Genomic DNA, 25,134 nt, shown 5'->3' with positions numbered 1-25,134 from the left:
ACACATGAGGAGCCCATTGATGAAGGCCGATGACCTGATCCTGGTGAGCATTGACGACCACGTGGTCGAACCGCCGGACATGTTCCTGCGCCACGTGCCCGCCAAGTACCGGGACGAGGCACCGATCGTCGTGACCGATGACAAGGGCGTCGACCAGTGGATGTACCAGGGCCGGCCACAGGGCGTGAGCGGACTCAACGCCGTGGTGTCGTGGCCTGCCGAGGAGTGGGGCCGCGACCCCGCCGGCTTCGCCGAGATGCGTCCGGGCGTCTACGACGTCCACGAGCGCGTCCGTGACATGAACCGCAACGGCATCCTCGCGTCGATGTGCTTCCCGACGTTCACCGGCTTTTCGGCCCGGCACCTCAACATGACGCGCGAGGACGTCACCTTAGTGATGGTGTCGGCCTACAACGACTGGCACATCGACGAATGGGCCGGCTCCTACCCGGACCGGTTCATCCCCATCGCGATCCTGCCGACCTGGACTCCGGAGGGCATGTGCGCCGAGATCCGTAGGGTCGCCGCGAAGGGATGCCGGGCGGTCACCATGCCGGAATTGCCGCATCTGGAAGGACTTCCGAGCTACCACGACGAGGACTACTGGGGGCCGGTGTTTCGCACGTTGTCCGAGGAGAACGTGGTGATGTGTCTGCACATCGGCACCGGCTTCGGGGCGATCAGCATGGCGCCCGACGCCCCGATCGACAACATGATCATTCTGGCCACCCAGGTCTCGGCGATGTGCGCCCAGGACCTGCTGTGGGGCCCGGCGATGCGCAACTACCCCGACCTGAAATTCGCCTTCTCCGAAGGCGGTATCGGCTGGATCCCCTTCTACCTCGACCGCAGCGACCGCCACTACACCAACCAGAAGTGGCTACGCCGCGACTTCGGCGACAAGCTGCCCAGCGACGTCTTCCGCGAGCATTCGCTGGCCTGCTATGTCACCGACAAGACGTCGCTGAAGCTGCGCCACGAAATCGGCATCGACATCATCGCCTGGGAGTGCGACTACCCGCACTCGGACTGCTTCTGGCCCGACGCGCCCGAACAGGTGCTGGCCGAACTGAACGCCGCCGGCGCCGACGACTCCGACATCAACAAGATCACCTGGGCCAACGCCTGCCGGTTCTTCGGCTGGGACCCGTTCGCCCGCACGCCCCGCGAGCAGGCGACCGTCAAGGCCCTGCGCGCCAAGGCAACCGACGTGGATGTGTCGATCCGGTCGCGCGCCGAATGGGCGCGGCGCTATCAGGAAAAGCAGCTGGCCACGTCCTGACGCCGAACGTCGACTTGTTGGGCGAAATCGGCGATTTTTGCGCCACAACTCGACGCTCGGGGCATCGTCAGCCCGTTGGCGGGTTGACGAACCACACGTTCTCCTCGCGCAGGCTGCGGCTGCGCCAACCGTCGTCGGTGCGCGTCAGCTCGTGGTGGTAGTAGCCGCCGCAGTAACTCAACTCCGCCATGCCCGGCAACTGCATGGGGTTGTAGAACATGGCGCGCACCGTCGCGGAATCGCCGTGCAGCGCCAGGATTTCCACGTTGGTGATGTAGTGCATCGACATCGGGATCGCGCCGAAGCCCTGCTCCAGCCATGCGGCCACCTCGTCGCGAGGGCCCGCCGCCGCGCCCGCCGACGAGTAGTCGATATGCGCGTCGTCGGTGAAGACCGAGCGGTACAGCTGCCAATCCTTGGCATCAACGGCCCGGGCGTATCTGTTGAGTAGCGCGGTGATTTCGAGTTCGTCGGCGACCCGCTGCAGATCCATCGTTGCACCTCATATCCCTTGGCGTCGAACGTCGACTTGTTGCGCGAAATCGGCGATTCTGGCGCCATAACTCGACGTTCGGCGGACGGACTAGCCTTGCGGCAGTTCCACTCCCTCAAAACTTTTGAGCATCTCGGCCGGCGGCGGCGTCATCTGGAGATAAACGTCTATGTGCCGGATCCGGTCATCATCGGTGAACTCATAGACGGTCAGCGAATTGACCACGCTACGGAATTCGCCCACCTCGCTCCGTTCCTCGAGTTCGAGAAACACGCGGCCGCCGGACTCGGTGATGTGCTTGAAAGAACACTCCCACTCCGACGATGTCGCCCAATTGGTGAGGAATTCGACATAGTCCGGCCACTTCATCACCTCTTTGAACGCACCGATTCGCTCGAATTCGCCCACGGCGACCAGCTCGGCCAGCGGTCTCCAACTGTCCGCCGAGAAGCCCGGTTTCTTCGCTTGGTCGACGAGGCGCTTCGTGGTGGCGCCGTATTGCAGCACCACGTGCGATCGGCCGGTGTACGAGTCGATAACATCCTCGACCGTTGGCAAGGCATTCACGCCCGCACCCCGGCCTTTCGCAGGTAACGTCGCAGGATCCCGATGCGCCCCATGAGAATTCCCCTTTCACCAGCGAGACGTAGCCAGCGCCTTTGCGTCCAACGTCGACTTGTTGCGCGAAAATGGCCGATCCTGGCGCAACTACTCGACGCTCGGCAGTTCCGGCGGTGGACGGTACTCGGGTTCGTAGCCGGAGACGTGAATCGGGCTGCCCACCAGACGGAAATCACCCGCTGTCACAATCACTTCCGGGGTGGCCTCGAGGGCCTCGGGGAGGGTCCTGACGGCCGCGGCCGGAACCCCGAGCGGGCGCAGCCGGCGTTCCCACCCGGCCGCGCTGTCGGTCGCCAGCATCGCCGTGACGACGGCGAGCACTTCGTCGCGGCGGGCTACCCGCTCGGCCATCGTCTCGAAACCACCGATGCCTGCCTCCGCGGCGAACGACTTCCAGAACCCGTCATGGGTGATGAACAGCGCCAGATGGCCATCCGCGGTCGGAAACAGCTGAGCCGGAACGTAATACGAGTGCGCCCCGTGGGGGCGCCGCTGCGGCTCCACCCCACTGTTGAGGTAGGCGGAGGCGTGGTAGTTGAGCTGCGACAGCATGACGTCGCGCAGCGACACGTCCACCTGCCCGCCGGTGCCGGAGATGATCTTGGCCAACAGCCCCAACGCCGCCGACATTCCGGTGGAGTTGTCGGCCGACGAGTAGCCGGGCAGCGCCGGCGGACCGTCGGGGTCACCGGTCAGCGCCGCGGTGCCGACGCCGGCCTGCACCACGTAGTCGAACGCGGGGTCGTCGCCGCCGTACAGGCCGAAGCCGGTGATCGCCACGCAGACGATCCGCTCGTTGTGCCCTCGCAGCTGCTCGTAGGTGAGCCCCAACCGGCGGATGGCCGACGGCTTCAAGTTCACCAGCAGCGCGTGGGATTCGCCGACCAGGTCGCCCAGGCGCTGTTGTCCCGCATCCGAATTCAAATCCAGGCAGATGCTGGACTTGTTCCGATTGAGGCTGGCGAAGTACGTGGCGCCGACGCTGCGGGAGATCTCGCCGCCGGCGGGCTCGATCTTGGTGACCTCGGCGCCGAGGTCGGCGAGCAGCATGGTGGCATACGGGCCGGCCAGCATGGTGCCGACCTCGAGGATGCGGATCCCCGCCAGTGGCCCGGTGTTGCTGGGAGTCAACGCAATTCCGCGGCGAGCGAGGCGATCATTTCGCGGGTACGACGCTTGGACGCGACCAGCTCGTCCCGGTTGTCACCGATGGGCAGCAGCCGCACCGAAAGATCGGTCACGCCGGCATCGGCGAATCGGCGCATCCTGGCCAGAATCTGTTCGGAGTCGCCGGCCGCGCACAGGTCGCCGACGTCGCGGGCATCGCCGCGGTCGAGCAGGCGCTGGTAGTTGGGCGACACCTCGGCCTCCCCCAGGATGCGGTTGGCCCGCTCCTTGGCCTCCTCGACTTGCGAAGGCGCACACAGGCATACCGGGATGCCCGCGACGATCCGCGGCGGGGGTCGCCCGGCATCGGCGGCGGCCTTGGTGATCTTCGGCGCGATGTGGTCACCGATCGCGCGCTCGTCGGCCATCCACAACACGGTGCCGTCGGCGAGTTCACCGGCGAGCTGCAGCATCACCGGTCCCAGCGCGGCGACCAGCACCGGCATCGGGGTATCGGCCCCGATCGCCAGCGGGTTGTGCACGGTGAACGAATCGTTCTCGACATCCACCGGCCCCGGCCCGGCGACGGCGGCGTTGAGCACCTGCAGGTAATCGCGGGTGTAGGCGGCCGGCTTCTCGTACGGCAGGCCGAGCATGTCCCGGATGATCCAGTGGTGCGACGGCCCGACACCGAGAGCCAGCCGTCCGCCTGCCACCGCGTGCGTCGAAAGCGCGTGGCGGGCAAGCGCGATCGGATGCTGGGCCTGCAGCGGCACCACCGCGGTGCCCAGTTCGATGCGCGAGCTGTGCGCGGCCATCAACGACACCATGGTCAGGCAGTCGAAGTCGTTGGGCACCTGCGGCATCCACGCGGTGTCCAGCCCCGCGGATTCAGCCCATTCGATATCGGAGGCCAGCTTGTGCACCTTGCGGGCCATGTCGCCACGCTCGGCACCGATCATTACTCCGACGCGCACTGTTCCTCTTTTTCTTCCGAAGCGGGCTCGGGGGTCCCGGTCAGCGCGCGGATGTCGCGCACCAGGTTGTCCAGCGGTGTCCCGGTGGGGAATACGGCCGCGGCCCCGGCGGAGAGCAGTTTGGGGACGTCGGCGTGCGGGATGGTCCCGCCGACGACGACCGAGATGTCGGCGGCGTCGGCGGCGCGCAGCGCCTCGACGGTGCGCGCGGTGAGCGCCAGGTGCGCACCGGACAGGATGCTCAGGCCGACCACGGCGACGTCTTCCTGCACCGCGATCGAGGCGATGTCCTCGATACGCTGGCGGATGCCGGTGTAGATGACCTCGAATCCGGCGTCACGCAGGGTGCGGGCGACGATCTTGGCGCCGCGGTCGTGCCCGTCCAGGCCGGGTTTGGCAACGAGAACGCGAACGGCCACTTAGAACACCACCGGCTGCTGGAACTCGCCCCACACTGCTTTGAGCGCGGAGACCATCTCCCCGACCGTGCAGTAGGCGTTGGCACAGTCGATCAACTTGTGCATCAGGTTGTCGTCTCCTTCGGCGGAACGCGACAGGGCGGCGAGGCTGGATTTCACTGCGGCCGAATCCCTTTCGGATTTTACCTTGGAGAGCCGCTTGAGCTGAAGATCACGCCCTTCGGCGTCGAGCTCATAGGTGACGACATCGTGTTCGGGTTCCTCGGTCACGAAGCGGTTGACGCCGACGACCGGGCGGTCGCCGGACTCGATGTCCTGGTGGATCTTGAATGCCTCGTCGGCGATCAGGCCCTGTAGGTAACCGTCCTCGATGGCATGGACCATTCCTCCGTGCCGCTCGAGGTCGGACATGATCTCGATGATGCGCTCCTCGGTCGCGTCGGTCAGCGCCTCCACGAAGTACGAGCCGCCCAGCGGGTCGGCCACACTGGCCACGCCGGTTTCGTGCGCGAGGATCTGCTGGGTGCGCAACGCCAGCGTGGTGGTCTCCTCGGTGGGCAGCGCGAATGGTTCGTCCCAGGCCGCCGTGAACATCGACTGGACGCCGCCCAATACGGCGGCCATGGCTTCGTAGGCCACCCGGACGATGTTGTTGTGGGCCTGCGGGGCATACAGCGACGCCCCGCCGCAGACGCAGCCGAAGCGGAACATCGCCGCCTTGTCCTTCGTCGCCCCGTAGCGCTCCCGCACGATCGTCGCCCAACGCCGCCGTCCCGCACGGTATTTGGCGATCTCTTCGAAGAAGTCCCCGTGGGTGTAGAAGAAGAACGAGATCTGTGGCGCGAACTGGTCGATCGTCATGCGGCCGCGTTCCACCACAGTGTCGCAGTAGGTGACGCCGTCGGCGAGGGTGAACGCCATCTCCTGCACGGCGTTGGCCCCGGCGTCGCGGAAATGCGCACCGGCGACCGAGATTGCGTTGAACCTGGGCACCTCGGCGGCGCAGAACTCGATGGTGTCCGCGATCAACCGCAAAGACGGCTCCGGCGGCCAGATCCAGGTCCCGCGCGAGGCGTACTCCTTGAGGATGTCGTTCTGGATGGTCCCGGTGAGCTTCGAGCGCGGGATGCCCTTTTTCTCGGCCGCGGCGACGTAGAAGGCCAGCAGGATCGCCGCCGTGCCGTTGATGGTCATGCTGGTGCTGAGCTTGTCCAGCGGGATGCCATCGAAGAGGATCTCGAAGTCGGCCAGGGTATCCACCGCGACGCCGACCCGGCCGACCTCCTCACCGAACTCGGGGTCGTCGGAGTCGTATCCGCACTGCGTCGGCAGGTCGAGCGCCACCGACAACCCGGTCCCGCCCTGATCCAGCAGGTAGCGGTACCGGCGATTGGACTCCTCGGCGGTGCCGAACCCCGAATATTGGCGGAAGGTCCACAGCTTGCCGCGGTAGCCCGACGCGAAGTTGCCGCGAGTGAAGGGAAACTCCCCGGGCTGGGGAGGCTCAGCGCCTCTATCCGCCGGCCCATATACGGGCTGCAGCGGGATGCCGGAGGGAGTGTGGGCCGTATTATCCATCGGTGAATAACGTACTTGCAAAAAAAGAGAATGCCAATACCACATGCTTGACCTGGTCAAAGGAGACGAATGGCTGACAACGTGCTCACCGATCGCACGGTGGTGATCTCCGGCGGGAGCCGCGGGATCGGACTCGCGATTGGCATCGCCGCCGCCAGGCAGGGCGCCAACGTGGTGCTGCTGGCCAAGACCGACACACCCCATCCGCGCCTGCCCGGGACGGTGCACACCGCGGCGGCCGACGTCGAGTCCGCCGGCGGCAAGGCGCTGGCCGTCGTGGGCGACGTGCGCCGCGAAGAGGACGTGCAGCGCGTGGTCGACGCGGCCGTGCAGCGGTTCGGCGGCATCGACATCTGCGTCAACAACGCCAGCGCCATCGCCACCGACCCGACGGCCGTGCTGTCGGCCAAGAAATACGACCTCATGCAGGAGATCAACCTGCGCGGCACGTTCCTGCTGACCAAGGCGTGCGTGCCCCACCTCCAGAAGTCGGCCAACCCGCACGTGCTGACCATCTCGCCACCGCTCAACATGAACCCCCGCTGGCTGGGCGCCCACCCGGCCTACACGCTGTCCAAGTACGGGATGACGCTGCTGTCGCTGGGCTGGGCGGCCGAGTTCGCGGACGACGGGATCGGCGTGAACTGCCTTTGGCCGGAGACCTACATCGCCACCGCGGCGGTCACCAACATGGCCGATGGCGACCGGCTGGCCGCGTCGTCGCGCAGCCCGGAGATCATGGGCGACGCCGCCGTCGAGATCGTCTCTCGACCCGCCCGGGAAGCCACGGGCCAGTGCCACATCGACGCCGAGGTGCTGCGATCGGCCGGGGTCGCGGATCTGTCCCGATACGGCGGCGGCGAGCAGCCGATCCCGGACCTATTCCTGGACTGAATACCTAAGCACGGCAGAGGATTTCGCCGTGCGGGATGGCAATCCAGCCGTCTTCCGCGCCGGCCCATTCTCGCCAGGCGGCGGAGATCTCCTCGAGCTGCGCCGGGGTGGCCAGCTCAAGGGTCACCAGGTCACTGGCCACGGTCGAATGAAGGATCCGCTCGGCCCACATGCCGCCCCACCATTCGCGCGTCTCGGGTGTGGCGTAGCACCACAGGCTGCCGGTGGGCGTGATGTCGTCGAATCCCGCCTGCTGTGCCCAGGACAGCAGCCGCCGGCCCGCGTCCGGCTCGCCCCGGTTGGCGCGGGCGACGCGTTGGTAGAGCTCGCGCCACAACTCGAGGGCGGGTAGCTGCGGGTACCAGATGAACCCCGCATAGTCGGCGTCGCGGACCGCCACGATGCCGCCCGGCGCGCACACTCGCCGCATCTCACGCAGGGCGCGCACCGGGTCGGCGACGTGCTGTAGCACCTGATGGGCGTGGACGACATCGAATGTGCCGTCGGCAAAGTCGAGGTCGTGCACGTCGGCGGTGCCGAAAGAGACGTTGGACAGGTTGCGTTGTCGGGCTTCGGTGCGGGCCACGCCCAGGACGTCGGCGACTTGGTCGACGGCGGTGACGGGTCCGGGTGCGACGCGCGCGGCGAGGTCAGCGGTGATGGTGCCGGGACCGCAGCCGACGTCCAGCACCGACTGGCCCGGTTTCAGGTGGGGCAGCAGGTAGGCCGCCGAGTCTTCGGCGGTGCGGCGGCGGTGGCTGCGCAGCACCGACTCGTGGTGGCCGTGCGTGTAACTGGCCCGGTCGTTCATCTCGCCAGCCTACGGCGATCAGCCACATGATGAAACAAGTGTCTCGGTATATGAGACCGCTAGTCGACGGGGACGTTGAGAATCGGGAGGTCGAGACCCGCGCCCGGACCGTCGAAATGCCACCATTCGCCCGAATACACCTTCAGGCCGCCATAGTTCATGGCGTTGCGCAGCGCGGCCCGATTCGCCGTCGCGTCGGCGCTGATGCCCTGCGTGTTGAACGCCGTTGCCCGAGAGGTGAAGTCGTCGAAGTCGGTGCCCATGTCGGCCAGGCACAGCCCACCCGCGTGTAGTCCCGACGTGCAGGGCTGTTGCGGCGTCGTGAACGTCACGTCGACCGAGCGTCCCGACTCATGGCTGCGCGCATATTGGCCAGGTCGTGCCACCCAGGCGGGGTTGGGGACCAGGCTGAACATCTTGACCTGGACGTCATGCGGCCGATAGCAGTCCCAGAAGACCAGGAGGTGGCCCTGCGGTCGCAGCGCGCCGGCCGCGGCGGCGAGCCCGGGGGCCATCGATTGGTGCACAAGGCATCTGGCGTCGGACGGATACAGCTGCGTGTGGGTGAAGTTGTTGGTCGTCGCGTAGCGCAGATCGAGCACGGCGTCGGGAACGACGGTGCGGACGTCGACGAAGCCGGCCGCCCGCGCGGCGTCGCTGACCGGCGGCACGTCGGGGCCCGCCGAGGCGCGAGGGGTGCCCCAGGCCTGGCCGCACCCCAGGATGAGTGCGAAAGCGGCCAGCCTGAGCACCCCTGCGCGACGCATTGGGCCATTGTCCCGGTTGATCGGTCCGCGTCGGGTTATCTGGCCCTCGGGGCGCGCCTCATTCGCGTTCTGCCGTCGCGACGGCGAGCCAGTCGTCGTCCGCGAGCCGGCTTGCGCGCGACGGGTCGTAGCGGCGCAACAGCGCGGGCACGGTCGCGTGGTCGCGCAGCTCGAATCCGTGCGCTGCCAATGTGGCGGTCAGGTCGGCCTCGGTGAAGTCGCTGCGATACGGTTCGCCGCGCCGGGCCACCATCCGGGTGATCCGGCCCGCGCTCTTCCACGGGGTGTCGGCGGTGACGACGCCCGCGGCGATGTGGTCCAGGACGAGGCGACTCCCCGGGGTGCAGAGGCCGGCGAGGTCGGCGAGGGTCGCGTCGATGGCGCCGCGGGTCAGGTAGGGAGTGACGCCGAGCCACACCACGAGGGCGGGCTGGTTGGGGTCGAAGCCGGCGGCCAGTAGTGCTTCGCGCAGCGCGTCCCGTTCCAAATCGCAGGCGACCCAATGGATTCGGCAGCTGTGCCGCGGCGCCAACAGCCGCTCGACGACCGGGCGCTTGTGCGCTTGAGTGGTTGGCGCGTCGACCTCGAAGATCGTCACCGGGGTCCCCGCGCGGCGAAGGCTGGTGGTGTCGAAGCCCGCGCCCAGCAGCACGAGTTGGCCGATCCCCGCGGCGATCGCAGCCTCACATGCGTCGTCGACGTAGCGCACCCGAAGCGCGATGTGGGCGTGCAGGCCTCCCCACAGGTGGTCAAATATCCGAAGAGCGGCGTCGGCGGCGCACCGATGAACCAACATGGCGCGCAATGCGGGGTGTTTGACGAAATGTCGGGAGTACGTGTCCTCCACGAGCCGCCGCCCCGGTGGCCGCAGCGTTTCCGCAGCGCGTTGAAACGCATTGACTTCGGCGGTCCAACTCGCCGCGCGATCGAGGCGCCGAGCGCCCACATCAACCATCGTCTCCCCTTTGCACCAAACACCCGGTGTTGACGCTATCCACCCCACCGGCCCATCGGTAAGGTCCAATTCGATGCCGAATTCGTGGACCAGTCGCGATACCGGAGTGGACCTGCACCTCGAACTTCCCCCGGGTCGGGGCCGGCGTGCGGCGCTCGAAGCCGCTCTGCGACAAGCCATCCGGGGTGGACGCCTCGCCGCGGGCGAGGCGCTGCCGTCCTCGCGTGCCCTCGCCACACAGCTCGGGCTTGCCCGCGGCACCGTCGTCGAGGTCTACACGCAACTGGCGGCCGAGGGATACCTCCGGACCCGTCCAGGCGCGGCCACCCAGGTGGCGGGCGGACCGCACGTTCAGGCACCGATCGAATCGATGCGGGTTACCCAGCGCTACGCGGCCGATTTTCGCCTCGGCCGCCCGGACCTCAGCATGTTCCCGCGCGCCGAATGGTTACGCGCGTTGCGCCGAGTCCTCGAGGCCACCCCCCACGCCGAACTGGGGCCGGCGGACCCGCGCGGGTCACCACGCTTGCGCGCGGCGCTGGCCAACTACCTGGGTCGAGTGCGGGGGGTGCTCACCACCGGCGAGCACATCGTCGTCTGCAGCGGGTTCACCCAGGGGCTCCGCCTGGTGTGCGAGGCGCTGGCCAACGGCGGAGCCCGGTCGATCGCGCTCGAGAATCCCTGCCTGCCCGACCATCGCGCGACGGTGGCGGCGAGCGGGCTCACCGTCGAGCCCCTCGACGTCGACCACGGGGGTGCGCGGCCCGAGGGATTCAATACGGCCGTCGCCGCGGCGGTGCTCACCCCGGCACACCAGGCTCCGCTCGGGGCGACGCTCGACGCCAACCGGCGCACCGAGTTCGCGCACATCGCCGCGACCCGGGGCGCGTATCTGATCGAGGACGACTACGACGGGGAATTTCGTTACGACCGGCACCCCGTGGGCGCGCTGCAGGGCCTGGCGCCCGAACACGTCGTCTACGCCGGCAGCGCCAGCAAGAGCCTGGCGCCCGGCCTCCGCCTCGGCTGGCTCGCGTTACCCGCCGCGTTGGTCGACGGGGTGGTCGAAGCCAAGCGCCGCGCCGATCGCGGAACCGACGTGCTCGCGCAGCTGACATTCGCGGAGTTGATCGAATCCGGAGCGCTCGACCGGCACATCCGGCGGATGCGGCGGCGTTACCGCAACCGCCGCGACGCCCTCGTCGTTACCCTCGGCCGCTGCGCCCCCGGGATGCCGGTGTTGGGCATCTCGGCCGGCCTGCACGCCGTTGTCGGGCTGCCCGAGGGCATTTCGGAGGCCGAGGTGTTGAGCGCGGCGCGCGGACGCGACATCGCCCTCACCGGGCTGACCCGGTTCTGGCACGGCACGGGCCGCCGCAGAGACGGAATCATCATCGGGTACGGGACACCGCCCGAACACGAATACACCACCGCCCTGGCCCGTTTGGGAGAGTTGATGTCCGCCGTCTCGGGCGTCAGTCGGCCGGGATGAAGTCGATGTGCAACTCCGTCAGGCCGCGCAGCAGGAACGTCGGCTCGTAGTGGTACTGACGGCCACTGGGCGATCCGTGCTTGGCCTCGCTGATCCTGAATTTGCGCGTGCGGTCCAGGAGGCGGTTGATGGTGATCTGTCCCTCCACCCGCGCCAGCGGCGCGCCCGCGCACGTGTGAATGCCGCGACCGAATGCGATGTGCTCGCGCACGTTCTTCCGATCGGGCCGGAACTCGTTGGGATTGTCGAACTTTCGCGGATCGCGGTTGGCCGCACCCAGACAGAGCATGAGGACGGTGCCAGCCGGGATGTGCACCCCGCCCAGGGTGGTGGTCTTCCGTGCCAGCCGGAAGTCCACCTTGGTGGGGCTCTGCATGCGCAGTGCCTCCTCGATGAACGTGCCGATCAAGCTTCGATCTGAACGCAGCCGCTCTTGCAGCTCGGGGTCGTCGCCGAGGACCTGCACCGCCGAGCTGAGCAGTTTGGTCACGGTCTCCTGCCCGGCCGCGAACAGGAACGTCGCCGGCCGGACGACCTCCAACAGCGGCGGGACCGAGCCGTCGGGGTACGTGGCGGTGGCCAGGCCGGTCAGCACGTCTTCGCGGGGTTGCCGTCGCCGGTCGGTGATGTAGGCGCTGAACAGGTCGTCGAGGTACTGCAATGGGTTGCTGCCCACCGGTTCGTGATCCAGCGCGCCCACTCGGGCGCCCGGCGCGTTGCCGGCCCCGAGATTGCGGCGGATCTCCGGGCGGTCCTCGTCGGGAACCCCGAGCAGATCGGCGATCGCCAGGGTGGCGAACGGCTTCGCGTACTCGCTGAGGAACTCGCAGTGGCCGTTGGCGATGAACTCGTCGAATTGCCGGTCGGCCAATTGCCAGATGTAGTCCTTGTTTTCCTGCAGACGGCGCGGGGTCAGCAGCCGGCCGAGTAGTGAGCGCGCCTTGTCGTGCTCGGGCGGGTCCATGACGACCATGTGCTCGAAGATCGGGAACTCGTGGCGATGCGCCTCGATCTGCTCACTGATGTCGTCGCCTTCCGGGGTGAACGGCAACGGCGGGAACGGACCACCGATCGCGTTGACCGCGGAAAACGAATCGACGTCTTTGAAGGCCGCCTGCACCTCCTGGTAGCCGGTGACGGCCACGACCCCGTAGTGCGGTTCGCGGAACACCGGTCCCTGGTTGCGCAGGTAATCCCAGTAGTCATAGGGGTCTTGCGCGACGTCGGCGTCGGTGAAGTAGTCGACGTTGGCGAGATCGGTCATGAGTCCAATTCCTTTTCCTGGCACCGGAAAGCGCAGTGCATCACGCTGATGTGTCGCCGGCGACGGCGCTGATGGCCTGGCGCGGACAGGCGGCCACGGCCGCCTCCACGCTGTGGCGCAACGCTTCAGCCGGTTGCTCGTCGCAGGTCGCGACGTCGTCACCCAGCTCGAAAACCTCGGGGGCAATCTCCACGCAGAGGGCATGCGCCTCACACAGGCGCGGATCCACCCGCACATGCATGCGAGCCGTCGTCACCGGCCCTCCAATCCCTTGTTTGCCGCTCCACAAACTGATCGATCGACCAAATTGTTAGGATGCGGTATGCCTACCACGGATCGCGCGGGCCGGTCAAGCAAAGCCGGCGCACCCAACCGCGCGGCGGCGCGCCAACCCAAGCGGAACCCCGACGCCGGCGCGCGCAGCAAGCTGATCGAGGCCACCGCCCGCATCATGCGCGAGGAAGGCTATGCCGCGGCCACCTCCCGGCGGGTCGCCGCCGAGGCCGGCGTCAAGCAGGCACTGGTCTATTACTACTTCCCCACGATGGACGACCTGTTCGTCGAGGTGCTGCGCGCCGGTGCCGAGACCGCGCTGACGCGCATGCGCGCCCTGCTATCCGAGGACGACCCGCTGCGAGCGCTGTGGGCGATGAACAGCGACACGGCGGTGACCGCACTCAACGCCGAGTTCATGGCATTGGCCAACCACCGCAAGGCAATTGGCGCCGAACTCAAGGCCTACGCCGAGCGCGTTCGTGACATCGAGACCGCGGCCGTCACCATGGTGCTACGCGCCAACGGAGTCGATCTCGAGGAATATCCCCCGGTCGCGATCTCGATGCTGATCGCGCAGGTGGCCCGCAGCCTGTGCAACGAGAGCGCCGTCGGCGTCACCCAGGGACACGACGAGCTGCGCGCGTTCGCCGAACGCCAGATGAGCCTGCTGACGGCGCCCGCGGCCGCGTCCACGCCCGGCCGCTAGCACCGGCCGGCGCCACCGCAGCGGCGACAGGACCGTTTCCGCATCCCGGCCACCGAGCGGGCGGTCGGGCACACGTCTGTTGACACTGCGCACGAATGATGCCAACCTTCCTGATCGATCGACAAAGAATTGTCGGGCCACGTCTAGGTGAGGTGCAGTCATGGGTGGAAGAGTTGAGGGCAAGGTCGCGTTCATCACCGGGGCGGCTCGCGGCCAGGGCCGCAGCCACGCGGTGCGCCTGGCGCAGGAAGGTGCCGACATCATCGCGGTCGACATCTGCACGCCGATCAGTAGCAGCAGCGAGATCCCGCCGTCGACGCCCGATGACCTGGCCGAGACGGCCGACCTCATCAAGGGCCTGAACCGCCGCATCGTGACCGCCGAGGTCGACGTTCGCGATTACGACGCGCTGAAAGCGGCGGTGGACAGCGGCGTCGAGCAGCTGGGCCGGTTGGACATCATCTGCGCCAACGCCGGAATCGGCAACGGCGGCCAGACTTTGGACAAAACCAGCGAAGATGACTGGCGCGACATGATCGACGTCAACCTTTCCGGCGTCTGGAAAACCGTCAAAGCCGGTGTGCCGCACCTGATTTCCCAGGGCCAGGGCGGCTCGATCATTCTGACCAGCTCGGTCGGCGGCCTCAAGGCCTACCCGCACACCGGTCACTACATCGCCGCCAAGCACGGCGTAGTCGGCCTGATGCGCACCTTCGCCGTCGAACTCGGCGAGCACTTCATTCGGGTGAACTCGGTGCACCCCACCAACGTGAACACGCCCATGTTCATGAACGAGGGGACGATGAAGCTGTTCCGGCCCGACCTGAAGAATCCCGGCCCGGATGACCTCAAGGTGGCCGCGCAGTTCATGCACGTGCTGCCGGTCGGCTGGGTCGAGCCGGTGGACATCAGCAACGCGGTGCTGTTCCTGGCTTCCGACGAATCGCGTTACATCACAGGTCTTCCGGTCACCGTCGATGCCGGGAGCATGCTCAAGTAAGGGCTTCGCCCATCAATGGCGGCCCAGCCCGCCGTGGTCGTCGACCGCCCGCCAGCAGCGCCCACGGGGCCTGCTGGCACTTGGCGACCGTCCATGCAGCCGACGGGTCAAACGATCGATTGGTGATCACCATCGTGGTGGCCAGGGGCGGGATCGAACCGCCGACCTTCCGCTTTTCAGGCGGACGGAATGGCCACTGGCCTGCGGTTTAACGTCGTTCATGCGTCAAATGCGGCGCGCTGAGCGCGTCTGACGCAGGCTGCCCGTCCGACGATCGGACACAAACCGGACACGGTGACAGCACTCCCGACAGGGACCCCTTCATCGCCCTTCACTCAGTGATGCGCGCCGAGGGCTCCCGGGGAGCAGATGCGCGATGCCCAGCATCACGAGGTCGACCGCCCGTCCAACGAGCACGACCGCGGAGCGACCCACTCTTCGGCCGGACACAAGCCGAACGGCCAGCCGGAACACGGACGGAGCCGCGGACGCCGGGAGGCCGCGAGTGCCCGAGGCCGCCAGGGCCGCAGGGCGCGAGAGCGGTAGCGGTCGGTCGGACGGCGGGAGCGGCGTAGGCCGTGTTCCGGCTGGGACCAACGGGCTTGTTATATGTGCCAAAAGTGTCCGCGATGCCGCCGAGGGCGGTGTTGATGCGCAGTTATCGGCGGCAGATGCCCTCGGACTGCGGTTCCCAAGGCCCGAGCTGGTGGCCTCGGCGGCAGCACTCTTTGAACCGGCGGGGCCGTGGGCGCGAGGGCGGGGCCGGCTGGGCGTAGAACCTGAGTCCGGCCGATTTCGGATCACGATCGGCCCCGGTGTAGTCCGACTCGGCTGGACCAACCCGGTGCGTCCGGAAAAGGCATCTGAGCGTGCAGTCAAACGACACCGCCTCGATGTGACGGCAGAGGTTGATCGCATTGAGGCCGGTCGCAACATTCCCGACTCGGCAGCCCGTGCGATCACCGAATGGTCTCGCAAGTCGCGCGCGGCAATGTGTCGCACCTTCGCCGAGCTCGACTACACGCCACTGGTGGAGTGCGACCGTGTCCCTGCAATGGTCACCTTGACCTACCCCGGCGACTGGGAATCTGTAGCACCTGATGGGGCTAGCGTAAAGCGGCATATGATGCTGTGGCGCAAACGTTTTCAACGGGAATGGGGTGAACCGGCCCGCTACATCTGGAAGCTGGAATTTCAACGCCGCGGCGCTCCGCACATTCACCTCTGGATGGCTCCGCCGCATGCGGTAGGCCGATCCGGCGTCAAATTCCGCGACTGGCTCTCGCGCGAATGGGCGGAGATCGTCGGCCATCCGGATCCCGAGCAGCGCGAGCGCCATTTGCTCGCTGGCACGGCCATCGATGTTCGCAACGGATTACGTGCGTGTGACCCGAAACGCCTGGCTATCTACTTCACCAAACACTCATCGCCAAACATCAACGGCGACAAGGAATATCAGCATATCGTGCCCAATTTGTGGCAGCAACCTGGGCGCGGACCCGGCCGATTCTGGGGTGTCTGCGGACTCAAGAAGGCCATTGCGGTTGTAGAGGTAGCTCAGGACGCATACCTGGCTGCGCGCCGGATCGTGCGACGCTGGTCACGTAGCCAAGCGATATACGGCAATCCCGGCAGCAGCTTCCCCACCGCCGTCGTGCCGCGCACGGCCACTCGCCTGGTCCCCCGCGTTGGTCAGTACACGGGCGTCGTGACCTTCCGGAGGGTGCGCCGACGACGAGCCTTCTGCAGCCAAGGAGGCCTCGCGGGCGGATACGCACTAGTGAATGACGGTCCGGCTTTTGCGTCCAACCTAGCTGCCGCAGTGTCGGGGGCGTCACCTAGATAAAGCAGCCGAACTCATCCATTGCCACAATGCGCACTCGGGTTCGTCACGTCATACATTCTTTATTCTGACCGTCGAAAACGCCGGTTTCGCGCCCTAAAATTTCGATCATGGTTACTCCTCCGGTCCTGCTCCGGACGTCATCACAACGCCCACCGGCCTGGCAACGCTGGGTGCTCAACGCGATGTACAACTTCGATCGATACACGATCGATGATTGGCTAGGTCTCATGAGAGATCATCTCCAGCGAACCGAGGGTGCCACCGCGATGCGGACCGCTCGCTACACCATTGATGTCATGCGCCACGTTAGGGCGCTCACGTCGGCGACCGCGAGCCTTGCTTCACACGGCGACCCGGCGGCCCGCTCTGAATTGGCCGACGCCGCTCTCGACTTGAAGAGCGCCCTCGATAGGCTTCATGAAGCGCGCGACCAGCTGCTAAAAGCCGCTGGCGCCGAACGTGTTACTGATGCTGACTGAGGCAATGAGTCTGCTCTTAAGCTGGCCACGAAAGACACGTGGGTCGCTGAGGGTGGATGTCCCCCAACGCCGGTGTGATGCGATGTGCATGACAGCATGATGTATCCCGGTGATTCGGTGCTGCTGCCTTCCGGCTTGTCCGATCGTGGCGAACGCGTGTTCCCGGTCCTGTGGTTGACATCGGGGTGAACACCTACCGTCACGCCGCACTTCGATCGGGTCGTTCACTTCTGTCTCGATGCGTCGCTGGCGCGGATAGCGTTTCGTGCCCTGCGGGCCCGCATACCGACTGGGAATCGACTTTTTGTCGGCGGCAACTGAATACTGACCACTGCGCGGCAAGCTGATCAGTTTTCGCTTGCCGTTGACACTTTTTAGTTGCGCAGTGTGCGCGAGCCCGATCCGGGCTATGCATCGTCGACCGTCTGCCGAGCTAGTTGCCGCCTTGATCGGAATGGCTTATGCCGGACGAGGATTTCCGGGCCGAGGGCCGCGAAGGGGGTGTGTCTGCCGGGCGGCGGTGCGCGGTGAGGAAATCGTCGACTATACGTTCACAATCTCGGCGATCGACTGCGCGCAGCCCGGTGAGTCGAGCGAACGCCACCGGGCCGACGAGTTGGCACAGGATCAGTTCTAGATCGAAGTCGTCGAGGCCGGCTCGGGCTTCAGGGCCTTCTAGGAGGCTGTTGAACGGTTGGCGGTAGTGGTCGATGATCCGTGTTCGGAGCGCGTTGCGATCGTAGGTTTCCTCTGTGCCGTCCGGTGTTGGCCCGAGCGCGACCCAGGCCAGCGTGGTGACGTGCAGCGGCGCTTCTTGAAAGAGGGTCGCCTGTCGGCTCAACAGCTCGATCAGTTGGTCGCGTAATGATCCCGTAGCAGGTGGTGGGGTGACCTGCGGTAGCAGCCGTTCAAATGTGGCGGCCAGCAGTTGGGTGGAGCTGGTGAAGTGCCGATACAGCGTGGTGCGTGCGACCTTGGAGGCTTTGGTGACCGCGTCGATGGTGACGGCTTCGATGCCACCGGCATTGAGGAGTTTAGTCGCCGCATCCAGCAATCGGGTCCGTGACCGAAGGCGGCGTGGGTCGACGTCGTCGTCTTCATCTACCGAGGTTTCGGCGTCACGCTCCACGTAGTCACCGTAAACCCCCCACGAACCTGGCCCGCAGCGAATTGCACCGGGGAAGCCATTCAATCCGTCGAACGATACTAGTAGTATCGTAGCGATACTATGAGTACACTTTGGCGGTGTAGGCCAAGCACCGAAGGAGGATTGGTGATCAGGCAACCGGTCGAGCGGTTCGGGACCCGGGGGAGTCGACGGTGCTGCCCCCAGTCGGCCGGCCGCGTGGCTATCGAAGGATCCAGCTTCTGCCTCGGCGCGGCGACCTCACGGACGAAAGACGTCAAATCCTGATGAATGTGCCGATTTCGCTGACGAAAACCCACCTCTGGAGGCGTGCGGTTCGGGATATCCGGCTGGCCAGTCGCGGTATTGCCAAGCGCACACACCAAGGACGCCCGGTCGACCAGGGCCGCGTTCGTCCACGTCACTATCCCCCTCGCACTTGCTCGTACCTGGACGACGATCTGATGAGTCGGGAAATGCACGATCATGTTCGCGATGAGCCGATCAGGCTGAGTTCCCGGCTGGCATTTCGCCTACGGCGTTCGTGAGCTTGTCAGCAGCCAGCGATGACCCATGCCCAACGTCAAATGATCTGCATACCAATGGATTACGTACTGACGTATCCGAGGTACGGAACCGGCGACAGGACATCGAGGTCGAGCGCCAGGGCCGATCGGTGCCGCCGCAGTGGAATGGGCACGCCTGTCGGTAGCAGTTTCACCGACACCATGAAAGGGTACCGGTAGTACTGTTGCGATACCGTTAGTTTCTTTCAACGTAGCGGAGACGGGGGATGGTAGATACCGGGTGGGTTTCGTCGGGCGTGGCGACCTTGAGTCGGCCGGTCCGGGAACAACTCCGCAAGGTCACCGCTGGTGAGGGCGTTTACAGCGACCGGCTTGCCCGCTTAGCGCGGTTCAGTATCCGGCACAAGGTTCTGGTCATCGCCGCGTGGGTGGTGGCTGCCGGCGTCTTAGCCGTGCTGTTCCCGCAATTGGAGATCGTCGTAAAGCAGCAGTCGGTGAATCTCATCCCTCCTGATGCGCCCTCGCTGCAAACCGTGGACCGGATGGGGATCGCATTCGGCGAGCAGGGATCCAAGACAACCGTCTTCGTCGCGGTAGAGGACCCGACGGGCCTGACTGCGCCGGTGCGTCAGCGTTACAACGCGATGGTTTCGCGGTTGCGTGCCGATTCCAAGCATGTGCGACTGGTTCAGGATCTGTTGGCCGACCCGGTTACTGCCGGTCAGGCGGTGAGCCAGGACGGCAAGGCATGGTATCTGCCGGTCGGGGTGGCGGGCACACTCGGCGATCCGAAGGCGGCAGAATCCGTCCAGGTGGTGCGCGCTATCGCCGCCCAGTCGTTTAACGGTACGTCCACGACGGTTCGCGTAACCGGCCCTCCCGCGACGTTCAGCGATCAAATTGATTCGGCTGAGCAGGATTTGATTGTCATTTCTGTGGTGACCGCGGGGCTGATTGCGCTGATTTTGCTGGTCATCTATAGGTCATTGTTTACCGCGTTGCTGCCACTGGTGGTTATCGGCGTCAGTCTTGGGGTAGGGCGCGGAGTGCTCTCGGGGCTGGGCGAAGCGGGGATGCCGGTGTCGCAATTCACCATCGCGTTCATGACGGCGATTCTGTTGGGCGCCGGCACCGATTATTCGGTGTTTTTGATCAGCCGGTATCACGAGCAACGCCGCCAGGGGGTCTCGCCCGACCTCGCGGTGATCAATGCGACCGCCACCATCGGGCGCGTAATCCTGGCCTCCGCGGCGACTGTGGCGTTTGCATTTTTGGCCATGGTGTTTGCAAAGCTGAGCGTTTTTGGCGCGCTGGGCCCAGCGTGTGCGATAGCCGTCTTCGTCGGAGTCGCGGCCACCGTGACGTTGTTCCCACCGGTGTTGGCGCTGGCCGCTAAACGCGGCATCGGCGAGCCCAAAGCCGACCGCACACGCCGCTACTGGAACTGGATCGCGGTGGCCGTAGTCCGCCGGCCCGGCCCATTGCTGGCCGCCAGCCTGGCTCTCGTGTTAGGGCTAGCTGCTGTGGCGCTGACCATGCGCATGAGCTATGACGACCGTCAAGGCCAGCCGGAAACGACCGCCAGCAACGAGGGTTATCATCTGCTGGACAGGCACTTTCGCAAAGATATCGTTATCACGCAGTTCATGGTCGTCGAATCACCGACCGATATGCGCACCGGTAAAAGCCTGGCCGACCTGGACGAAATGGCGTCTCGCGTGTCGCAATTGCCAGGTGTCACCAAAGTTTCCGGCGTCACCCGGCCTACCGGGGCGCGACTGGACCAGGCACAGCTTTCTTGGCAGAACGGCCAGATCGGCACCAAGATGGCCGATGCCGTCGCCAAAGGAGACGCCCACAAGACCGATCTCACCAAACTCACCGGTGGCGCCGACCAACTCGCGGGCGGCCTGGCGCAACTTGACACCACCCTGCGCACGGCGCTGACTCCGCTGACCGGGATCCTTACCCAAGCCCAGTCCAGCGGGCCACAATTTCAGCGCTTTCGCCAGCTGCTGCAGCAGCTTTCGGCTACCACACCGACCGTCGACCAAGCTATTCGAACCGGGCCCGGGCTACGCCAAGAAGCTCAACAAGCCCAACAAGCGATCGCCACCATCGACCCGCTGGTCGGTGCGCTCAACACCTCCCCCTGGTGTGCCACCACCCCCGAGTGTGCCCAGATCCGCGACCAGGTACGGATCTTGGTGACTTTGCGCGATGGCGGCTTTTTCAGCCAGCTCGCCGACCTCGGCGATTTGTACCAGCCCGATGCCAATAATGCAGGCGGCACCGTGGCAGACCTGCAGCGCACAGTCACTTCGCTGGACAAGGCCTTCGGAGCGCTTGGCGATCCCGCCGACATGGCCGGCAACATCGGCCGCCTTCAAAACGGCATCAGCCAGCTCGCGTCGGGAGCACAAGCCCTAGCCACCGGTGTGCACACCCTCGCCGACAGCAACATCGAAATGTTGTCCGGCATGAGTCAGATCGCCACCCAGCTACAGAATTCCGCGCGATCCAGCGCCGGTTCGGACAACTCCAGCGGCTTCTACCTTCCCGCTAACGCCTTCGAGAATCGCCAGTTCTCCGATGTGGCAAAGCACTTTCTATCCGCTGACGGCAAGACCGCGCGCTTCGCCATCGAATCTAGCTACAACCCCTACAGCAGCGAAGCGATGGATCTCGCGCAGAAGATCACGCACGTTGCCGATGCCGCACGCCCCAACACCTCGCTGGCTCACGCCCGGATATCGATGGCCGGCTTCCCCGCCGTCAATTCCGATATCCAGCGCCTCCTGTCGGCCGACTTTCACCTACTGGCCATCGCCACACTCGTCATCGTCGGGTTGACCCTCGTCGTTCTGCTACGTGCCGTGGTGGCCCCGCTCTACCTGCTCGGTACGGTCGTACTCAACTACGCAGCCGCACTGGGCATCGGCACACTGGTCTTCCAATACGGCCTGGGCAAGCAAATCGCTTGGCCCGTTCCGCTTTTGGCGTTCATCATCCTGGTCGCGGTGGGCGCCGACTACAACATGCTGCTGATCTCGCGGCTACGCGAGGAATCCGCTCACAACATTCGCGTCGGCGTGCTGCGCACGGTCGCGAACACCGGCTCAGTCATCACCTCGGCCGGGCTCATCTTCGCGGCCAGCATGTTCGGCCTTATGGTCGGGTCCGTCGCGATCATGCTCCAAGCCGGACTCATCATCGGCTGCGGCCTACTCCTGGACACCTTCGTGGTCCGCACCCTCACGGTTCCCGCGATCGCCACATTGCTCGGTGAGGCCAGCTGGTGGCCTCAACGGAAGCCCTTGGCCCCGCGCGCCAGAGCACGCTGACGATGACATGTCACCTGAGGGACAACGCAGCGTGACGGGCGTGGACCTTGCGCCCAAAGGGGCGCGGATTACATGACACTTACTCAGGAGCGCATCCACACGCGCGACGGCATCACTCTCGTGGCGGATTGCTACCGGCACCCCACGACTGGTCCCGTGGTGTTGCTCCTCCATGGCGGCGGCCAAAACCGCCACGCCTGGGCCACCACAGCTCGTCGCCTCCACGCCCATGGCTACACCGTCATCGCGTACGACACCCGCGGCCACGGCGACAGCGACTGGGACCCGAGCGGACAATACGACGTCGAAAAGTTCGTCGCCGATCTGCTCTCGGTTCGAGAACACGTCGGCACCGAGAGTCCCCCTGCCCTCGTTGGCGCGTCGCTGGGTGGGCTAACCATCCTGGCAACCCACCTGCTGGCCCCAGCCGGGCTGTGGGCAGCCGTTATTCTCGTCGACATCACCCCGAGGATGGAGTTCCACGGGGCCCGTCGCATCGTGTCGTTCATGGCCGCCCACCCCGACGGCTTCGGCACACTCACCGATGCCGCCGACATCATCGCCGAATACAACCCGCGCCGACCGCGACCCGAAAATCTCGACGGTCTGCACAAAGTTCTGCGCCAACGTAGCGACGGTCGATGGGTCTGGCGCTGGGACCCAGCCTTCATCAGCTCCAACTTCGATGTCCTGCAAGGCGAACTCATGACCGACACCGAGGAGTTCGAGGCGATCAGCGGGTTTCTCGCCGAAGGAGCACGTCGAATCACGGCCCCGACGCTGTTAGTGCGGGGCGCGCTTTCAGACGTCGTCTCCGAGGAAACGGTCAACGAATTCCTCGAACTCGTCCCGCACGCCGAAACAACTGACGTGACGGGCACAGGTCATATGGTTGCCGGCGACGACAACGACGCCTTCACCAGCGCTGTCACCGACTTCCTCGACCGCCGCGTATTTTTGTGAGACGGTCTTTTCCCGTGAAACCCGCGTCGCCTGCTGGGCCCCCAACACTGCGAGACCAGCAAGTGAACCCCCCTAGTACTGTTGGTTTCGCTACGCTACTGTTCGTACCATAACTCAGGAAGCATCTGGGAATGTCGGATTGACGAAGGCGATGTCATGCCCTCCGCAAATACTGGCTCGTTAAGGGACCGACGCCGTGCCGAGTTGCTCTCGCAGATCCAGGGCACCGCGCACCAACTTTTTGCCGAACGTGGATTTGCTGCTGTGACCACTGAGGACATCGCTGCCAGTGCCGGGATATCCATCAGTACTTACTTCCGTTACGCGCCTACGAAGGACGACCTTCTTGTCGCGCCGTTGCGGCAGGCGGTCGCCGAAATCGTTGGTGCCTACGGCGCTCAGCCGTCGGACCAATCGGCAGCCGAGGCGCTGATCGCGTTGTTTGCCGAAACCGCCTGGGACAAAACCAATCCGAACCCGCACTACTGGCAACGAGCCATACTGACCGCCCCCCACCTACTGAGCGAATCGGTACTGATCAGCGACAACGATGACCGCAAGCTCGTCGAACTCGTCGCCACAAGGATGGGCGTCGATGCGGCATCCGACATCCGTCCCTCGCTGCTGGTCCACACGGGTTTGGCCACCGCACAATTCATACTTCGGCGCTGGCTGAGCTCAGACACTGAAACGAAGCCACCGCTGCACGTTCAGTTGAAAGAAGCTTTGAGAGTCACGTTGGCTGGATTCGATTGAAAGTAGACCGCTTTGAACTCGGGGCATACGGTTGGCCGGCTAAACGCAATGTGGCCCCGTCACAGTCTCTACTCTGAAAGAACGTTGGCTCCATCGTGGGCACGCGAGTGCGGATATTCGTCGAATGCGTCCAGAACGCGCACGGCGAAAGCAGGGCTCATCTCAGACTGAACTTCTTCTTTCGCCATCCAACGGACTTCCCGGGCTTCGGCAGTCGGGTGCGTGTCGCCAGCGGCAGGACTGCAGCGGTAGACCAACGCGACAATCCCCTGCTTGAGGTTCTTGTAGACGCCGGTAAGACGTTGCACCGTGACCTTCAATCCAGTTTCCTCGAGGACTTCCCGCCGCACACCATCCTCGAAGGATTCGTCCAGTTCGAGTACGCCACCGGGGGCTTCCCAGTGGCCGTTGTCATCTCGCCGGATCACGAGAATGCGATCATCGCCACGTACGACGATGCCGGCGACACTGACTGAGTGTTTAGGAGTGGTTCCCATCGTTCGGTCTCCATTGTTCGATGCCGTCGGAGGTGACACGGGTTGACTGGCTTCCTAGACTAGTCGTCTAGACATGTAATGGAAGGCTCGCGGGTGCTGCAACTTGGACAAATCGATCGAGGCGATGACAAACCGCCATATCGGCAAATCGCGGGCATACTGCGAGAGGCGATCAGTTCCAATCGGCTCGCACCCGGGGAGCGACTGCCGTCCGAGGCGGAACTGATCGAACATTTCGGTGTAGCGCGCATGACTGTAAGACAAGCGGTGCAGGAGCTTCGTTCCGACGGATTGGTCATCTCACAACACGGCCGCGGGGTGTTCGTCCGCCCGGAACCTCGAATCCGCAGACTAGCGTCTGATCGATTCGCACGACAGCACCGCGCCGAGGGCAAGGCTGCATTTACCGTCGAGGCGGAGAAATCCGATTTCGCGCCGCAGGTGGACAACATCGTTGTGAGCCGAGAGAGGCCGAATTCGTTTGTGGCTGAGCGCCTTCGAGTTTCAGACGGCGATGACATTGTCGTGAGATCGAGGCGTTACCTGGCGAATGGGCGACCCGTCGAGACGGCCGTCTCGTACATTCCGGCGGCATTTGCCGAAGGCACGAGGATCGAGCAGCTGGATACCGGACCCGGTGGTATCTACGCGCGCTTAGAAGAGCACGGTCATGTGCTTGCTCGCTTCACTGAAGAAGTCGCCGCTCGGATGCCCACTCCTGAAGAACGGCGGCAGCTGGAGCTTGACTCAGGAGTTCCGGTGCTTACGGTGTTGCGAACCGCTTACGACACCGATGACGTGGCGGTGGAGGTCTGCGACACCGTGAAGGTGGCCTCCGCCTACCTGCTCGAATACGAGTTCCCGGCCCGCTGAGCGCAAAGTCTCACACGAATCACGCGTCGCCCGTTGCACTCCTCTAGACGACTATGTACCCTCAACTTGTCTAGAGCAGTT

The 25,134-nt window shown here is 65.2% G+C and carries 24 protein-coding genes and 1 tRNA gene; 11 read left to right on the top strand and 14 right to left on the bottom strand.

Annotation, left to right across the window (positions count from 1 at the left end):
* Positions 1-19 precede the first annotated feature (19 nt).
* Positions 20-1,282, top strand: coding sequence for an amidohydrolase family protein (locus OCU_RS28530; RefSeq protein WP_009954408.1), 1,263 nt, complete (start codon positions 20-22; stop codon positions 1,280-1,282).
* Positions 1,283-1,349: 67 nt separating this feature from the next.
* Here OCU_RS28530 and OCU_RS28525 read toward each other — a convergent pair whose 3' ends face one another.
* From OCU_RS28525 to OCU_RS28500, 6 genes are all read right to left on the bottom strand, one after another.
* The gene (locus OCU_RS28525; RefSeq protein ID WP_009954409.1) at positions 1,350-1,775 is read right to left on the bottom strand and encodes a nuclear transport factor 2 family protein; all 426 of its coding nucleotides are present in this window, start codon (positions 1,773-1,775) and stop codon (positions 1,350-1,352) included.
* A gap of 90 nt (positions 1,776-1,865) precedes the next feature.
* Positions 1,866-2,342, bottom strand: coding sequence for a hypothetical protein (locus OCU_RS28520; RefSeq protein WP_014379135.1), 477 nt, complete (start codon positions 2,340-2,342; stop codon positions 1,866-1,868).
* A 141-nt stretch (positions 2,343-2,483) separates the two neighbouring features.
* A complete protein-coding gene (locus tag OCU_RS28515; protein ID WP_014379134.1) occupies positions 2,484-3,527 on the bottom strand; it encodes a CaiB/BaiF CoA transferase family protein in 1,044 nt (347 codons plus the stop codon).
* Positions 3,524-4,480: an LLM class F420-dependent oxidoreductase gene (locus OCU_RS28510; RefSeq protein ID WP_041787017.1), complete on the bottom strand. Its 957-nt coding sequence runs from the start codon at positions 4,478-4,480 to the stop codon at positions 3,524-3,526. Before OCU_RS28510 ends, OCU_RS28515 begins: the two co-directional genes overlap by 4 nt.
* Complete coding sequence (locus tag OCU_RS28505) at positions 4,465-4,899, bottom strand: cobalamin B12-binding domain-containing protein (RefSeq protein WP_008253559.1); 435 nt, start codon at positions 4,897-4,899, stop codon at positions 4,465-4,467. Before OCU_RS28505 ends, OCU_RS28510 begins: the two co-directional genes overlap by 16 nt.
* The gene (locus tag OCU_RS28500; protein ID WP_009954414.1) at positions 4,900-6,477 is read right to left on the bottom strand and encodes a methylmalonyl-CoA mutase family protein; all 1,578 of its coding nucleotides are present in this window, start codon (positions 6,475-6,477) and stop codon (positions 4,900-4,902) included. It lies immediately after the preceding gene.
* A 69-nt stretch (positions 6,478-6,546) separates the two neighbouring features.
* Here OCU_RS28500 and OCU_RS28495 point away from each other — a divergent pair, with 69 nt between their 5' ends.
* Complete coding sequence (locus OCU_RS28495) at positions 6,547-7,371, top strand: SDR family oxidoreductase (RefSeq protein ID WP_014379132.1); 825 nt, start codon at positions 6,547-6,549, stop codon at positions 7,369-7,371.
* 4 nt (positions 7,372-7,375) lie between these two features.
* Here the strand turns inward: OCU_RS28495 and OCU_RS28490 are convergent, their stop codons facing one another.
* Genes OCU_RS28490 through OCU_RS28480 form a run of 3 tightly spaced genes read right to left on the bottom strand, consistent with a single transcriptional unit; the run spans position 7,376 to position 9,895 of the window.
* Positions 7,376-8,182, bottom strand: coding sequence for a methyltransferase domain-containing protein (locus tag OCU_RS28490; RefSeq protein ID WP_014379131.1), 807 nt, complete (start codon positions 8,180-8,182; stop codon positions 7,376-7,378).
* Positions 8,183-8,241: 59 nt separating this feature from the next.
* Positions 8,242-8,949 carry a M15 family metallopeptidase gene (locus OCU_RS28485; RefSeq protein WP_026071469.1) on the bottom strand — a complete coding sequence of 236 codons (708 nt, stop codon included), beginning with the start codon at positions 8,947-8,949 and terminating at the stop codon, positions 8,242-8,244.
* 58 nt (positions 8,950-9,007) lie between these two features.
* A complete protein-coding gene (locus OCU_RS28480) occupies positions 9,008-9,895 on the bottom strand; it encodes a class I SAM-dependent methyltransferase (protein WP_020188701.1) in 888 nt (295 codons plus the stop codon).
* Positions 9,896-10,010: 115 nt separating this feature from the next.
* Here OCU_RS28480 and pdxR point away from each other — a divergent pair, with 115 nt between their 5' ends.
* Positions 10,011-11,396, top strand: a complete 1,386-nt coding sequence (pdxR, locus tag OCU_RS28475; protein WP_014379128.1) for a MocR-like pyridoxine biosynthesis transcription factor PdxR — start codon at positions 10,011-10,013, stop codon at positions 11,394-11,396.
* Here pdxR and OCU_RS28470 read toward each other — a convergent pair.
* Both OCU_RS28470 and OCU_RS28465 read right to left on the bottom strand, forming a co-directional pair.
* Positions 11,380-12,660: a cytochrome P450 gene (locus OCU_RS28470; RefSeq protein ID WP_008253531.1), complete on the bottom strand. Its 1,281-nt coding sequence runs from the start codon at positions 12,658-12,660 to the stop codon at positions 11,380-11,382. The genes pdxR and OCU_RS28470 overlap by 17 nt on opposite strands.
* Positions 12,661-12,700: 40 nt before the next feature.
* A complete protein-coding gene (locus OCU_RS28465; protein ID WP_008253529.1) occupies positions 12,701-12,901 on the bottom strand; it encodes a ferredoxin in 201 nt (66 codons plus the stop codon).
* Positions 12,902-13,087: 186 nt separating this feature from the next.
* Between OCU_RS28465 and OCU_RS28460 the strand changes: the two genes are divergently transcribed.
* Together OCU_RS28460 and OCU_RS28455 are read left to right on the top strand one after the other, a co-directional pair.
* On the top strand, positions 13,088-13,642 hold the full coding sequence (locus OCU_RS28460; RefSeq protein WP_085976839.1) for a TetR/AcrR family transcriptional regulator: 555 nt from the start codon (positions 13,088-13,090) through the stop codon (positions 13,640-13,642).
* Positions 13,643-13,802: 160 nt separating this feature from the next.
* Positions 13,803-14,642: a mycofactocin-coupled SDR family oxidoreductase gene (locus tag OCU_RS28455; protein WP_008253525.1), complete on the top strand. Its 840-nt coding sequence runs from the start codon at positions 13,803-13,805 to the stop codon at positions 14,640-14,642.
* 135 nt (positions 14,643-14,777) lie between these two features.
* On the opposite strand, the gene OCU_RS28450 is transcribed toward OCU_RS28455, so the two are convergent.
* Positions 14,778-14,845 (bottom strand) — tRNA-Phe (locus tag OCU_RS28450).
* A 173-nt stretch (positions 14,846-15,018) separates the two neighbouring features.
* On the opposite strand from OCU_RS28450, the gene OCU_RS51860 reads away from it, so the two are divergent.
* Together OCU_RS51860 and OCU_RS51580 are read left to right on the top strand one after the other, a co-directional pair.
* On the top strand, positions 15,019-16,488 hold the full coding sequence (locus tag OCU_RS51860) for a rolling circle replication-associated protein (protein WP_014379125.1): 1,470 nt from the start codon (positions 15,019-15,021) through the stop codon (positions 16,486-16,488).
* A 107-nt stretch (positions 16,489-16,595) separates the two neighbouring features.
* Positions 16,596-16,967, top strand: a complete 372-nt coding sequence (locus OCU_RS51580) for a hypothetical protein (protein ID WP_044059196.1) — start codon at positions 16,596-16,598, stop codon at positions 16,965-16,967.
* 433 nt (positions 16,968-17,400) lie between these two features.
* On the opposite strand, the gene OCU_RS28440 is transcribed toward OCU_RS51580, so the two are convergent.
* On the bottom strand, positions 17,401-18,096 hold the full coding sequence (locus OCU_RS28440; RefSeq protein ID WP_014379124.1) for a TetR/AcrR family transcriptional regulator: 696 nt from the start codon (positions 18,094-18,096) through the stop codon (positions 17,401-17,403).
* Positions 18,097-18,886: 790 nt separating this feature from the next.
* Here OCU_RS28440 and OCU_RS28435 point away from each other — a divergent pair.
* The 3 genes from OCU_RS28435 (at position 18,887) to OCU_RS28425 (ending at position 23,683) form a co-directional block, all read left to right on the top strand.
* Entirely contained in the window at positions 18,887-21,964 is a 3,078-nt protein-coding gene (locus OCU_RS28435) for an MMPL/RND family transporter (RefSeq protein WP_014379122.1), read from the top strand.
* Between the two features lie 72 nt (positions 21,965-22,036).
* The gene (locus OCU_RS28430) at positions 22,037-22,927 is read left to right on the top strand and encodes an alpha/beta fold hydrolase (protein ID WP_041787016.1); all 891 of its coding nucleotides are present in this window, start codon (positions 22,037-22,039) and stop codon (positions 22,925-22,927) included.
* A gap of 156 nt (positions 22,928-23,083) precedes the next feature.
* Positions 23,084-23,683: a TetR family transcriptional regulator gene (locus OCU_RS28425; RefSeq protein ID WP_041787015.1), complete on the top strand. Its 600-nt coding sequence runs from the start codon at positions 23,084-23,086 to the stop codon at positions 23,681-23,683.
* 68 nt (positions 23,684-23,751) lie between these two features.
* On the opposite strand, the gene OCU_RS50120 is transcribed toward OCU_RS28425, so the two are convergent.
* Positions 23,752-24,180 (bottom strand): NUDIX hydrolase, encoded by a 429-nt coding sequence (locus OCU_RS50120; RefSeq protein WP_041787014.1) that lies wholly within the window; start codon positions 24,178-24,180, stop codon positions 23,752-23,754.
* A 78-nt stretch (positions 24,181-24,258) separates the two neighbouring features.
* On the opposite strand from OCU_RS50120, the gene OCU_RS28415 reads away from it, so the two are divergent.
* Complete coding sequence (locus tag OCU_RS28415; RefSeq protein WP_014379118.1) at positions 24,259-25,053, top strand: GntR family transcriptional regulator; 795 nt, start codon at positions 24,259-24,261, stop codon at positions 25,051-25,053.
* Positions 25,054-25,134 lie beyond the last annotated feature (81 nt).

The organism is Mycobacterium intracellulare ATCC 13950 (assembly GCF_000277125.1).
In the GTDB taxonomy this organism is placed as follows: Bacteria; Actinomycetota; Actinomycetes; order Mycobacteriales; family Mycobacteriaceae; genus Mycobacterium; species Mycobacterium intracellulare.
The sequence above is the reverse complement of the archived record's forward strand: the minus strand, read 5'-3'. Positions and strand labels throughout refer to the sequence as shown.